The organism is Herminiimonas sp. GW821-FHT09C12, from assembly GCF_059416385.1.
In genome coordinates, this window is the sequence record NZ_JBWKPC010000002.1 from 1,223,887 (window position 1) to 1,236,635 (window position 12,749).

Here is a 12,749-nt window from a genome sequence, read left to right on the forward strand (position 1 = left end):
CCTCCTCAGGAATAAATGGATTCGTCATTCAACTGACGGCTTGAACGTAGTAGTGCTGCAACATCGATAATCAGCGATACGCCACCGTCACCGAGAATTGTGGCTCCTGATATTCCTGCCACCTTACGATAATTCGATTCGATATTTTTGACGACAACTTGTTGTTGCCCGACCAGATCGTCGACAAATAAAGCCGCTTTTCTTCCCTCTGATTCCAGAATAACAACGATGCCTTCAGACGGATCGGTAAAACGTGGTTCGATATTGAACATTTTATAAAGCGGGATCAAAGGCAAATAATCGCCACGCACTTTGACCACCTGCCCTTGCCCACTGATATCTTTTATATCAAGCAATTCCGGTTGCAGCGACTCAACAACATAACCGAGCGGAAGAATATAAATTTCGTCACCGACCTTGATCGACATGCCATCCAGAATAGCCAGCGTCAGCGGCAGAGAAATCGATATCGTCGTGCCATAACCTTTGCTAGAACGAATATCGACCACGCCGCCCATTGCGGTGATGTTCCGTTTGACGACGTCCATACCAACCCCGCGGCCGGACACATCGGTGACTGCTTCAGCGGTCGAGAAACCAGGCGCAAAAATCAATTGCCAGACTTCTTCATCTGGCAAGTCATCCGATACCGGCATGCCTTGTTGCTTGGCTTTAGCCAGGATACGGTCGCGGTTCAAACCACCGCCATCATCACTGACTTCAATGATGATATTGCCGCCTTGATGACCGGCAGAAAGAGAGAGCTGACCGGATGCCGCTTTACCAGTCGCCACGCGCGCTTCTGGCATTTCAATACCGTGATCAATACTGTTCCGTACTAAATGCGTCAGAGGATCGACAATGCGCTCAATCAGACCTTTGTCCAATTCAGTTGCCGCACCATGCGTAACGAACTCCACCTTCTTGCCCAGCTTCGTTGCCAGATCGCGCACCATGCGCGGAAAGCGCGAAAATACATAATCCATAGGCATCATGCGTATCGACATGACAGCCTCTTGTAGATCGCGCGTATTACGCGTCAATTGCGATACGCTATTCAACAAACGCTCGTGCAGCATCGGATCTAACGAACCAGTCCGCTGTTCTATCATCGCTTGCGTGATGACCAGCTCTCCTACCAAATTGATCAGTTGGTCGACTTTTTCTATGCCCACGCGTATCGATGATGACTCCGCACTGACATTCATCTTGTCGGCGTCACGTTTGACGGCAGGCTTCTTATCCGTTGCTGCGGCTGCATGCACTTCTTCTACCGCCAACGCATTCCCTTTGTCATCATCCTGCTCGGCAGTGTCTTTATTGACAGGATCAGGCAAAGGCAAGGGAACAAATGGCGCAAAGAATCCATAACCTTGCGCGTTCTCGGCAATAGTCGAATGCAAGGGTTCGAAGAAACCGTAACCCTGCTCCTCCTCATTGCGGCTGCGATCATCAATCGACTGATGCACGCCTTTAATGACAGCCTCTTCTGTAATCTTTAAATCTTGCGGATCGAGAATGAAAGAGCAAATCGCGATAATGTCGTCGACACCTTCTTGCGTGCTCAGCGTAAATACTGCGCGTTGATCCGGCAGCACATCACGCTGAATTTCACCCAGCAAACCTAACTCTGCCGCCAGCGCATCAACATCGCGTGCAGTAGTTACTGGCAACTCAATCCGGAAGCGACGATCTGTCTGTACTGTGCTTGTCTTGCCATGCGCAGCAGATGTATTTGACGCAGCAGCGGGTGTCGGCGACGCATCCTGCGATAGTGACTCCAGCAACACGCGTATATCAGCGACCGCATCCAGATCGACTGGTGTGTGCAAGCGATGACCATCTAGCTGCATTTTCAACACATCTTTTGCCGATAGAAACGCGTCGACATGTTCAGACATCAATACCATCTCACCCTTGCGTATGCGATCCAGCAAGGTTTCCAGTACGTGCGTTACTTCCGTTAAATCGGTGATACCAAACGTGGCAGCGCCACCTTTGATTGAGTGCGCAGCACGGAAGATGGCATTCAAATCTTCTGCATCAGGGGCTGATACGTCAACCGCCAGCAACAGCTTTTCCATCTCGGCCAGTAGTTCTTCCGTCTCGTCGAAAAACACCTGGAAGAACTGACTCATATCGATGGTCATTGTTCCACTCCGTAGTCTGCGCTCTTGATGATGTCCCTACTCATGGCGAGCCTTAACCGATCACTTTTTTGACAACTTCAGTCAATCGCTGCGGATCAAATGGTTTTACCAGCCAACCGTTTGCACCGGCTGCACGTCCTTTTGCCTTCATCTCGTCACTGGACTCCGTCGTCAATACGAGAATCGGTATTTTTTGATAAGTCGACAAGGCGCGTAATGAGCGAATCAAGGTGAAGCCATCCATGCGTGGCATATTTTGATCGGTCAATACCAGATCGAAAACCTGCGTCTTCGCCTTCTCCAGACCATCTTGTCCATCAACAGCTTCCGTCACCTGATAGCCGGCAGCCCTCAAACTGAAGACCACCATTTGTCGCAATGAACCCGAATCATCGACTGCCAATATTGTCTTTGCCATCTTTACTCCTGCTCACTTTCGTTTCAGGCTTGTACACCCGGTTATCTAAATTTTAGTAGCGCGCTTAAAACAATTCGATATCGCCGCTTTCCATGTGCGTCTGGCACACGGCTTTCCATAATTCTTTTTCCAGATTGCTGCTTTGCGTTCTCAGCGTTTCATTAACCTTAGCCAGCAAGGCAGCCACTCTTTCGTTATCCGCATCTACAGACAGCGCAGCGGCATCCGTACCCAGCATTTCCAGCACATCACGGAATCCAATGACTCTGCGCATCGCGCGACCAATCAATTGGTTCGTCATATCTTGGAACTGTAGACCAGTCACCGCAGCATTCACATGCTGATCAAGCTGAGCCGAATTATCTTGCAACTCCGACATGACCTGAGGTGAAACAGCAGCTTGTTCTATCAGCACATCAACAATCTGCTGCTGCGCAGCCACTGTCGCATGAATTGCCATGAAACTCGCACTCAGTTTTTCAATTGCTTCACTCAGCAAAATATTTGTCTGAATCAGGTCTGTTTCGATTTCTGTCAGATGTTGAGCTCCATGATCTGACAGTCCAGATAATAGATCCTTTATTTGCAGCGCCAACGAATTTTGTATTGTCATGGGAAATACCCGGTCATCATTTTCGTTCACTTACAATCAATGCTCTACTTATCTTGCTACAGGAGTAGGCGCTGCAACTGGAACCGGTGGTTTCACTTCGGATAAATTAGCTCCTACTTCCACCGCATCTTTCGCACTTGCCTTATCTGCCACTTCAACCATCCGATTTTCTTGCGTAATGGAGTCTTCTGTTTTCTTGTTCATCACGATAATGCTGATGCGGCGATTAATTGGATTGAGCGGATCTTTGGTATCAAACAACACTGCAGATGACAGGCCGACAACACGCAAAACCTTGGTCTCTTCCATCCCGCCAGCGACCAGTTCTCGACGTGAAGCATTGGCGCGATCAGACGAAAGCTCCCAGTTGCTGTAGCTTTTTTCACCGCTGGAATATGGGGTTGCATCCGTGTGTCCGGACAAACTGATTCTGTTGGGAATATCGTTGAGCGTCTTGGCGATCTCATGCAGAATCACCTTGGTGTAAGGCTGCAATTCTGCTCTTGCCAATGCAAACATCGGCCGATTTTTTTCATCGACGATTTGGATGCGCAGACCTTCGGTCGTGATATCGATCAAAAGTTGATTTTTAAATTGTTTCAGACCGGGAATTGTTTCGATTGCGCGCTCGATACGCTCTTTCAATGCTTTGAGCCGATCAACTTCCCTCCGCTCCAGCTCTGCCTCTGCAGCCTTCAAGTTGAAGTTTTTTGCAGGCGTCAGGTCTTCACCTTTTTTCTGCTGGCCATCGATACGGGTCATGTCTTTACCACCACCCTTGATGACGCTTGAGCTATCGCCACTGCCAGAACCGCCGGCCATTGCCACCTTCAAAGGTGTACTGAAATAGTCGGCGATGCCTTGCAGATCGCCTTTGGTTGTCGAACCCAACAACCACATCAACAGAAAGAACGCCATCATCGCCGTGACAAAATCGGCGTAAGCAATCTTCCAGGCGCCGCCATGATGGCCGCCCCCGGATTTTTTAATGCGCTTAACAATAATGGGACGGAGTCCTTCGTCAGCCATGCCAGTCTCCGTTAGATTGCGTGTGTTCTTGTGATTTGATAGTGAGGAATCGGTTTATTTTGTTTTCGACTGTCTGATGTGTTCTTCCAACTCACTAAAGGAAGGACGTTCAGTAGAGAACAATACTTTGCGACCGAATTCCACTGCCAGCGCCGGCGCATAGCCATTCAAACTCGCAAGCAATGTCACTTTGACGCATTGGAATATCTTCGAAGATTCATGCAACTTCTGTTCCAATACGCTCGACAGCGGAGAAACGAAACCGTAGGAAAGCAAAATACCGAGGAAAGTACCAACCAATGCGTTAGCAATCAAAATACCTAATTCTGCCGGCGGCAAACCAACCGATGCCATGGTATGTACCACGCCCATCACAGCCGCAACAATACCGAACGCAGGTAAGCCATCACCAATTTTGGCTATGCAATGCACTGGAACTTCGCCTTCGGCATGGTGCGTATCGATCTCGTTATCCATCAGATTTTCGATCTGAAAGGCATCCATATTGCCCGATACCATGAGCCGCAAATAGTCGGTCATGAATTCAATAATGTGGTGATCGGCCAGAACCGTTGGGTATTTGGTGAAAATGGCGCTTTCTTCCGGTGCGTCGATATCGCCTTCAATCGACATCAAACCTTCCTTGCGCACTTTGGTCAGAATTTCAAACAAAAGCGTCATCAGTTCCATATACAAGCTTTTTGTATATTTGGAACCTTTAAAAACGTTAGGCAGCGCTTTTAACGTTGCCTTGATTGCCTTGCCGTTATTCCCAACGAAGAATGCGCCGACAGCCGCGCCGCCGATCATTAACAATTCGATAGGCTGCAACAATGACGCCAGATGCCCACCTGCCAACGCAAAACCACCGAAGACCGATAGCACTACAGCCAAATATCCAATAATGACTAACAAGTGCGCTTACTCCGTTCTTAGGGTTAGGGTGCCATTATTGCCTTAACAATTGCTTATATGCAACCGCCATGGCACTGCACCTGTTGTATCAGGGTTGAAATTGATCGCTTACGCGCTCATACACATTCAACGACCTGAATCCTCGGAACTTGAGTCATTTTGGTGCGCAACTGCTTGAAATAACTTTAGATATGCCAGATGTAAAGCTCAGGGCCATTTACCTCGGGCGATACGATGACATGAGGTGTCACATTTGGAATAGAGAACTCATAACTGAGTAGCATCGTACCGGGGCGCATTTCTGACTTTGCCTTTGCCCACAAAGCAGGCATGGCAACCGGTGATAGATAGGCGAACACAACATCATAATCGGCAAAATTCAACCGACCGTAATCCCCTCTTTCGAAACGCGCCGAACTACCAGCCAACCGCGCTCGCACTACACTCACCAACCATGGCAAGGGTGCAATCTCGGTACCGACAAATCGACTTTCCGGACGTCGTTTGGCCAAATCCAAGACTAATCCACCCAATCCACTACCAATATCAATGAAGTGAAGCTCTTTATCAGGCGGCAACAACTTGGCGACCACTTCCCACGTCGATAAACGAGATGGATAAAATGGAACCTGAGTACGAAATGTCGTCCAGTACAAGCAAAGGAAGAAAAGGAAAGCAACAAGAAAAACAGACGGAGGCAACTGCCAGGACAAAGCCAGCACCAACACAAGAGGAAACAGAAATTGAATCGCGAGCCACCACGGCGCCAATCCGCGCCACCAGGCAAGACCCGCAGCGATCGCGCCTTGCAGCAGCGCGACAACCAGGATATTCATACCCCAACCGAATATCGCGCCGATACCGCGCGCGATAAGTAATACGATAAAAAACGAGATGATTTGAAGCAGGAGGGCTTGTACTGCAGGTATCTGGAATACTGCTTTAAGAGGCACCGACTTTGCGCCGGAGCGCCCCACTTTCTTCACACAGACACTCTTTTCAAGAAATAAACGATCCGATCAAGCTGCCAGCAAGTTTGCGGCGGCCTTGGCGCGCTTGGTTTTACCTGCTCTGGATGGCATGTGGCACAAGCCACAAGTGTAATTCGCATTCAAGTCCAGACGATGAACAACAAAGTGTCCACCGCATTCGCTGCAACATGCCGTCGCCAGCATTTTACTATCGAAGAAGCGTACCAGGGTCCAGGCACGTGTCAAAGACAAAACCGGCTCGCCATCTGCACCCAATTCAACCTGCTCTTGATACAACTTGTATGCCTTCATCACTGCCTGGATGCCGGAAATCTGCGCATGCTCGACCAGATATTTGTGTATACCCATAAACAATGAAGAATGGATATTCGGCTGCCAGGTAATGAACCAATCCGTCGAAAATGGCAACATGCCTTTTGGTGGCGAGACACCGCGCAATTCTTTATACAGCTTCAGCAAGCGTTCGCGCGAAAGCGAAGTTTCCGATTCCAGCAATTGAAGTCTTGCGCCCAAATTGATGAGCTCGATTGCAAGTTGAATTTCCTGGGATTCTGTGACTACGCTTTTCTTGGCCATTTTCTCGCTCACTTCTGAATAATTACGACAACACGATCAGTGATGATGACTTAAGCGATTTGCTCAACTGCTTGTCCAGCCATCAAGATGGCAGCATGGGAATGCGCCAACGAGCGATCTTTATTGTAATTAGTCAACATGCCGAGGATGGCGCCGTCGTCGAAACGAAAACGGGCAAGCATCATATTGGCACCGGCGAGTTTCAGGATTTGCGAATTGTTCATGCCTTCGATCAAATCAGCGATTTCATTGCTAATTCCCAAACGGAAGATCGCGGTCGCTTTGTCGGAACGGATCATTTGTTGTGCAAGCATTAAGTAACCCAAATTAGCGTCACGAATTTCAGCAATGATGTCGTTATTGGTCATGTTATCCCCTGAGCTGTGAATTTCCTGGCAGCAATGTGTGAGCCAGTGAATGCATTCTGAAGGGGGAAACAAATGGCTGGAATAGGCACTATTCTGTATTTTTATACAGAGCAGACGACAATAGGCCGGTAGGCGTTTGTCTTACAAACGTCGACCAGCATTCGATACGCCTTCACATGAAATGAGGCGGAGAGCGGCTTGTATATTGCATCTGAGCATTTAATCTCTGTTCAGATGTTGCTTTTAAAAAAGCATGTTTTTAGGCAATTTTTCTGATTTCAGGAACTCAGAATCTTCAAAAAAATCAGCCTAAGAGACAAAAAAATGAACTTCTTTTGACCCTCTTGTCTCTTTAACGGCACGTTTTTGTAGAACTTTAGGGTTCAAACAAAATATTTATTAAAAATTTTAGAAGTAAAAAAATTAATAAAGTACCGCTATCTGGTTTTGATAACGGCAGTGGAAAGCAGAACTTTAGGGTTGGATTGAAATAAATTTGATTTATTTTCGATTTATTACAAATTCATTATCAAAGCGACACTTATATTGATCGCAGAAGTTTCATCTTGCGAATTGCCTAACCATAAATTGCCAATTAAGCAATTGAGGCAATCACCAAGCAATGTCGCCAGCACCGCAAAATCTGGTATTGTTATCCCACCCTCAACCCAAAGGAGACTCTTATGGATTTGGTAGAAAAATTCGATGCCAAAGGAAAGACCGGTGCCGCTTACCACGTTGAGGTTTATCAAACTCCAATCGCCGCACTGGACCCGGATTTACTTCCAGGTGCCAAAACCTATAAGTTGGCAGATGGACGCGCACTGGATCCACTATCCGATGCGAAATTCAAAATTGTTCAAACCGGAGAAAAAATTTACAGGCTTTAATACATCCAGAACTTCTTCAATTGAGTAAATCGATCACGTTTTTGGAAAATTAAATCCGCAGAGCAGGCGCCATCATTCAGTTGCGACTACCCTCTCCTTACTACACATAACAAAAAGCCCGCATCATGACGATGCGGGCTTTTTTACATGGCTTGGCGAACTAACTCGGTTCGCACTTTTAAAAGAGATTAGAAGTACTGTTCGACGATTTCGCCAAATGCAGCTTCTGCAGACATTCCTTTTTTCATCAGATTGGTAATCTCTTGCGAATAAGTGCGGATGTCTTCTGGCAATGTCTTCACATTGTTTTTGAAGTATTCATATTTCTGAATATCGATCAGATCGCCAGGTCTAACCGCAGGAGCGCCGCTATTGCGACTGGTGCTACGCACAGCACGCGTGGTTGTAACGACCCGCTTTACGCCTACATTGGCTATTGCAGCCTGAATTTGATCCAGCGTAAATACCTTGGTAGCGTTGGCACCGACAAACTCATCTTCTGCTGGATGCAGCAAATGATTATTGCTGTCGAACGCCATTTTCTTTTCAAAATTATTGATGACCTGGTAGTGCGGCTTCTGCCCTGGCCCGTTTAATGCAAACTGTACGCGATCGCCATATGAGTTCATCTGCGTTACAACATCCTTCAGGTAATCCGCTGTCAGCGTGTCCATCTTGCCGTCCCAGCGCTTCGTTCTCTTCGTGTTCAAAATGCGTACTTCCAGTAAAGGTGACTTCATCCAATTCGACTAAAGAAAAAAAGCCCTTGATTTTCATCAAGGGCTTTCAATTCTTGGAGGAGGCGGTGGGAGTCGAACCCACGATACAGGTTTAAGCCCGTATGCTTCCTTAGCAGGGAAGTGCCTTCGACCACTCGGCCACGCCTCCACATTACTTCAACAACGTCAACAGCCCGTCATTGAAAGGTTCAGCATCATAACTTTTCAAGCATAACTGGTCAACCCAAACTATGCATTTTGCTATGACTTAATTGTTTTTTTCCAGATCAAAAGTTTTGTGCAATGCGCGAACAGCCAATTCCATGTATTTTTCATCGATCAAAACGGAAATCTTGATTTCCGAAGTCGAGATCATTTGGATATTAATGCCCTCTTCCGACAAGGTACGGAACATTTGTGATGCGATGCCAACATGGCTACGCATGCCAACACCAACTACGGATACTTTCGACACTTTGGTATCGCCCAAAATACTGGCAGCACCGATATGTGCTTTCACGCTTTCATTCAGGACATCCACGGCCTTGGCATAATCGCCACGTGGCACGGTGAAGGTGAAATCTGTTTTACCGTCGACCGACTGGTTTTGGATGATCATGTCGACTTCAATATTGGCCGCTGCGATCGGGCCAAGAATTTGGTAAGCGATACCTGGACGATCTGGTACGCCCAATACTGTGATCTTCGCTTCATCGCGATTAAATGCGATACCGGTGATAGCGGCTTGTTCCATATTTGTATCTTCCTCAAACGAAATCAGTGTACCGGATTTTGCTTCCTCTTCCAGCGACATCATAGGGTCGGTCAGCGACGATAATACGCGAGTCGGCATCTTGTAGTTGCCGGCAAATTCGACGGAGCGTATCTGCAGCACTTTCGAACCGAGCGACGCCATTTCGAGCATCTCTTCAAACGTAACGGTATTCAGGCGGCGCGCTTCTGACACAACGCGCGGATCGGTCGTGTACACGCCATCGACGTCGGTGTAAATCAAGCACTCTTGCGCTTGCAACGCGACTGCCACAGCAACAGCAGAAGTATCCGAACCACCGCGTCCCAGCGTCGCGATATTGCCTTCATCGTCCACGCCCTGGAAGCCGGTAATGATGACAATGCGACCTGCATCCAGATCTTTTTTTACTTTGACGTCATCGATCGATTGAATGCGCGCTTTAGTAAAAGCGGAATCAGTCTTGATCGCAACTTGCCAACCTGCGTAGGACACGGCTTCTTTGCCAATAGACTGCAAAGCCATTGCCAGCAAGGCGACAGAAACCTGTTCGCCGGTCGAAGCCAACATGTCCAGTTCGCGCGGATTTGGGTTTGGCATCAACTCTTTGGCCAATCCGATCAAACGATTTGTTTCGCCGGACATTGCCGATGGCACTACGACGATTTGATAACCTGCGTCATGCCATTTGGCAACGCGTCTGGCGACATTCTTGATGCGCTCGGTGGAGCCCATCGATGTGCCGCCGTATTTGTGAACGATTAAAGCCATAAGGGTAGCGGGAGAGCGCTTGAAAAATGAAAAAAAGCGTTAAAAATCAACCCTCGACTTTACAGCTTACAGCGCAGAATGACAAGTACAGGACGGCTACATCATCGCATTCTGCTTATCAAAACAGCCAGAATGCGATGAGGAAACGCAATTATGTCTGATCGAATTGCCAACGCAATTGAATATGAGCACCGGTCTCGGTGCTAAGTTGATGGCAGTCCATGCCGATTCCCGCGGCAAATAACAATTGCTTGCCTGCAAAAACTAGCGGCAAACGTTCTCGCTCCCATGCAGGAACGTCACAAGCTTGATAATGATATTTCAGACTTTTGGTCGGGCGATTCCAGGCCGGTTTCAAACGTTCACCACCGCTACGCAACTGAATCGTCAACGCTTGCGAACGTAACCACTCTACTGCCATGCCCTGCTCTGCTGTTTCGAAAAACATGGTGCCGCCGAATTCGGCAAAGTGCATCTCCGCTTCACCGTTCCAGCGAAAAGCCAGCGGCACTTGCTCCAGCATTGCAGGATCCAGTTTCGGCGTGATGAACACCAAATCACGATGCCGTCGAATGTGACAGTCCGCATGCGTGACGCACAACTGCGCATCATGTTTGGCTTCCAGCAATTGCGACCGCATTTCATTGAGCCAGGAAGTCGATGGCATGCGTACGCCGCGCGAACCGAACCAGTAACGCAACATGTTATCGATACGGTCAGAGCTGAACTGCTTCAATTTGGAGATATCAAGGCACTCGCCATCCAAACAGATGTGCAAATCCTGTGCAGCCAATTCAATTAACAAACGCTGCGCCGATTGCGCGTGCTGCGCAGTTCGCGCAAAGCGTTGCTGAAAACCAGGAAAATGCTGTTCTAAAGTTGGCATCACCTGATGACGCAAAGCATTGCGTGCATAGCGAGGATCGAGATTCGATTCATCTTCGACAAACTGGATCGCATGAGCTGTGACGTATGCCTGCAAATCCAAACGTGCCACCTGCAACAAGGGACGTCCCATCAACAAGTTGGCATCACCCAATAAATCTGCTGCATGATTTGCACTATCCATACCGGACAAGCCAGCTACGCCAGAGCCACGCAACAATTGCAGCAATACGGTTTCTGCTTGGTCGTCCTGATGATGCGCAGTCAACAACAAGGGAACCTCGTGCGCACGACACATCTCGCCCAAAGCAGCGTAGCGACTTAGCCTTGCAGCTTCTTCGATGCCGTTTTTTTCCTTCTTGCCGATTTGCACCTTGCGTGCATCGAAGGTAACGCCCAACGCTACACACTGTTGCTGACAATGCGCCAACCATTGATCAGCATTTGGACTCAAACCATGATGAACATGGAAGGCAAAAACTTCTATCTGCTGCGACTGCGCAGTCGCGTGCAACAAATGCAGTAGCGCTGCGGAATCCAATCCGCCGCTATAGGCAACTGCAATTTTTGGTATGGCAACACCGGAAAGAGAAACGCGCGTCCGGATCTCCCCTAACGCGCGTTCAAATTCACCTTGCATAGACGCAGTATCTTTATTCGTCACGCATCATTCCGGTGTGTTGAGCTCTTTGAATTTCCCATAGCTCATCAATTTTTCATGGCGTGCTGCCAGCAGATCCTTGGTTTTGACACCTTGGAATTGACGCACGGTATCAGCCAATGCACGCTTGACCAATGCAGCCATCTGCTTAGGATCGCGATGTGCACCACCCAAAGGTTCATTGATGATCTTGTCAATCAAGCCCATCGCTTTCAAACGATGTGCGGTCAAGCCCAACGCTTCCGCTGCATCAGATGCACGTTCTGCCGACTTCCACAGAATCGATGCACAACCTTCTGGCGAGATCACCGAGTAAGTCGAGTATTGCAACATCAACACAGCATCGCCAACTGCAATCGCCAGCGCGCCGCCGGAGCCGCCTTCGCCGATGATGGTCGCAATCAGCGGCACTTTCAATTCCGCCATGACATACAGATTGTGGCCAATCGCTTCCGACTGTCCGCGCTCTTCTGCATCAATACCTGGGAAAGCACCTGGCGTATCGACAAAAGTGAATACCGGCAAACCGAATTTTTCAGCCAGCTTCATCAGACGCATCGCCTTGCGATAGCCCTCTGGTTTAGGCATACCGAAGTTACGCATGCTGCGCTCTTTGGTATCGCGACCTTTTTGATGGCCGATGACCATACATGGCATGCCGTTGAAGCGCGCCAGACCACCGACGATGGACAGATCGTCCGCATAGCTGCGGTCGCCGTGCAATTCGTGGAAGTCAGTGAAAATTTCATTCACATAATCCATGGTGTATGGACGTTGTGGATGGCGCGCAATCTGGGACACTTGCCACGGCGTGAGCTTGGCGTAGATATCCTTGGTCAGTTGCTGGCTCTTCTTCGACAGGCGATCTATCTCTTCCGAGATATCGACTGCAGAGTCATCTTGTACAAAACGCAGCTCATCGATCTTGGAATCGAGTTCTGCAATCGGCTGTTCAAAGCCGAGGAAAGTCGTTTTACTCATCGTGCACCCTTTTGATTCAACACGCGGTGG

At 48.4% G+C, this 12,749-nt stretch carries 13 protein-coding genes and 1 tRNA gene; 1 reads left to right on the plus strand and 13 read right to left on the minus strand.

From position 1 onward, the window contains the following. Positions 1 to 5 precede the first annotated feature (5 nt). From cheA to flhD, 8 genes are all read right to left on the minus strand, one after another. On the minus strand, positions 6 to 2,150 hold the full coding sequence (cheA, locus tag AC07N2_RS15550) for a chemotaxis protein CheA (protein ID WP_494779060.1): 2,145 nt from the start codon (positions 2,148 to 2,150) through the stop codon (positions 6 to 8). A gap of 52 nt (positions 2,151 to 2,202) precedes the next feature. After that, positions 2,203 to 2,568, minus strand: coding sequence for a response regulator (locus AC07N2_RS15555; RefSeq protein ID WP_494779061.1), 366 nt, complete (start codon positions 2,566 to 2,568; stop codon positions 2,203 to 2,205). Positions 2,569 to 2,632: 64 nt separating this feature from the next. Next, the gene (locus AC07N2_RS15560; protein ID WP_494779062.1) at positions 2,633 to 3,211 is read right to left on the minus strand and encodes a chemotaxis protein; all 579 of its coding nucleotides are present in this window, start codon (positions 3,209 to 3,211) and stop codon (positions 2,633 to 2,635) included. A gap of 18 nt (positions 3,212 to 3,229) precedes the next feature. Then, positions 3,230 to 4,210: a flagellar motor protein MotB gene (motB, locus tag AC07N2_RS15565; RefSeq protein ID WP_494779063.1), complete on the minus strand. Its 981-nt coding sequence runs from the start codon at positions 4,208 to 4,210 to the stop codon at positions 3,230 to 3,232. A 54-nt stretch (positions 4,211 to 4,264) separates the two neighbouring features. Next, positions 4,265 to 5,125, minus strand: a complete 861-nt coding sequence (gene motA / locus AC07N2_RS15570; protein ID WP_494779064.1) for a flagellar motor stator protein MotA — start codon at positions 5,123 to 5,125, stop codon at positions 4,265 to 4,267. Positions 5,126 to 5,310: 185 nt separating this feature from the next. Further along, positions 5,311 to 6,111 (minus strand): class I SAM-dependent methyltransferase, encoded by an 801-nt coding sequence (locus tag AC07N2_RS15575; protein WP_494779065.1) that lies wholly within the window; start codon positions 6,109 to 6,111, stop codon positions 5,311 to 5,313. A 33-nt stretch (positions 6,112 to 6,144) separates the two neighbouring features. Beyond that, positions 6,145 to 6,693 (minus strand): flagellar transcriptional regulator FlhC, encoded by a 549-nt coding sequence (flhC, locus tag AC07N2_RS15580; RefSeq protein ID WP_076591018.1) that lies wholly within the window; start codon positions 6,691 to 6,693, stop codon positions 6,145 to 6,147. Between the two features lie 50 nt (positions 6,694 to 6,743). Continuing rightward, a complete protein-coding gene (flhD, locus tag AC07N2_RS15585; protein WP_076591017.1) occupies positions 6,744 to 7,061 on the minus strand; it encodes a flagellar transcriptional regulator FlhD in 318 nt (105 codons plus the stop codon). Positions 7,062 to 7,744: 683 nt separating this feature from the next. Here flhD and AC07N2_RS15590 point away from each other — a divergent pair. After that, complete coding sequence (locus AC07N2_RS15590) at positions 7,745 to 7,951, plus strand: hypothetical protein (protein ID WP_076591016.1); 207 nt, start codon at positions 7,745 to 7,747, stop codon at positions 7,949 to 7,951. A gap of 188 nt (positions 7,952 to 8,139) precedes the next feature. Here the strand turns inward: AC07N2_RS15590 and AC07N2_RS15595 are convergent, their stop codons facing one another. From AC07N2_RS15595 to AC07N2_RS15615, 5 genes are all read right to left on the minus strand, one after another. Further along, positions 8,140 to 8,691, minus strand: a complete 552-nt coding sequence (locus AC07N2_RS15595) for a hypothetical protein (protein WP_494779066.1) — start codon at positions 8,689 to 8,691, stop codon at positions 8,140 to 8,142. Between the two features lie 54 nt (positions 8,692 to 8,745). Beyond that, a tRNA-Ser gene (locus tag AC07N2_RS15600) sits at positions 8,746 to 8,839 on the minus strand. 99 nt (positions 8,840 to 8,938) lie between these two features. After that, on the minus strand, positions 8,939 to 10,192 hold the full coding sequence (locus tag AC07N2_RS15605; RefSeq protein ID WP_494779067.1) for an aspartate kinase: 1,254 nt from the start codon (positions 10,190 to 10,192) through the stop codon (positions 8,939 to 8,941). Positions 10,193 to 10,343: 151 nt separating this feature from the next. Beyond that, positions 10,344 to 11,741, minus strand: a complete 1,398-nt coding sequence (tilS, locus tag AC07N2_RS15610) for a tRNA lysidine(34) synthetase TilS (protein ID WP_494779068.1) — start codon at positions 11,739 to 11,741, stop codon at positions 10,344 to 10,346. Positions 11,742 to 11,744: 3 nt separating this feature from the next. Continuing rightward, positions 11,745 to 12,719, minus strand: a complete 975-nt coding sequence (locus AC07N2_RS15615) for an acetyl-CoA carboxylase carboxyltransferase subunit alpha (RefSeq protein ID WP_494779069.1) — start codon at positions 12,717 to 12,719, stop codon at positions 11,745 to 11,747. Positions 12,720 to 12,749 lie beyond the last annotated feature (30 nt).

Coding starts and splice junctions, on each gene's coding strand:
- cheA (WP_494779060.1), bottom strand. CDS start 2,150: ATGACCATCGATATGAGTCAGTTCTTCCAGGTGTTTTTCGACGAGACG.
- AC07N2_RS15555 (WP_494779061.1), bottom strand. CDS start 2,568: ATGGCAAAGACAATATTGGCAGTCGATGATTCGGGTTCATTGCGACAA.
- motB (WP_494779063.1), bottom strand. CDS start 4,210: ATGGCTGACGAAGGACTCCGTCCCATTATTGTTAAGCGCATTAAAAAA.
- flhC (WP_076591018.1), bottom strand. CDS start 6,693: ATGGCCAAGAAAAGCGTAGTCACAGAATCCCAGGAAATTCAACTTGCA.
- flhD (WP_076591017.1), bottom strand. CDS start 7,061: ATGACCAATAACGACATCATTGCTGAAATTCGTGACGCTAATTTGGGT.
- AC07N2_RS15590 (WP_076591016.1), top strand. CDS start 7,745: ATGGATTTGGTAGAAAAATTCGATGCCAAAGGAAAGACCGGTGCCGCT.
- AC07N2_RS15595 (WP_494779066.1), bottom strand. CDS start 8,691: ATGAAGTCACCTTTACTGGAAGTACGCATTTTGAACACGAAGAGAACG.
- AC07N2_RS15605 (WP_494779067.1), bottom strand. CDS start 10,192: ATGGCTTTAATCGTTCACAAATACGGCGGCACATCGATGGGCTCCACC.
- AC07N2_RS15615 (WP_494779069.1), bottom strand. CDS start 12,719: ATGAGTAAAACGACTTTCCTCGGCTTTGAACAGCCGATTGCAGAACTC.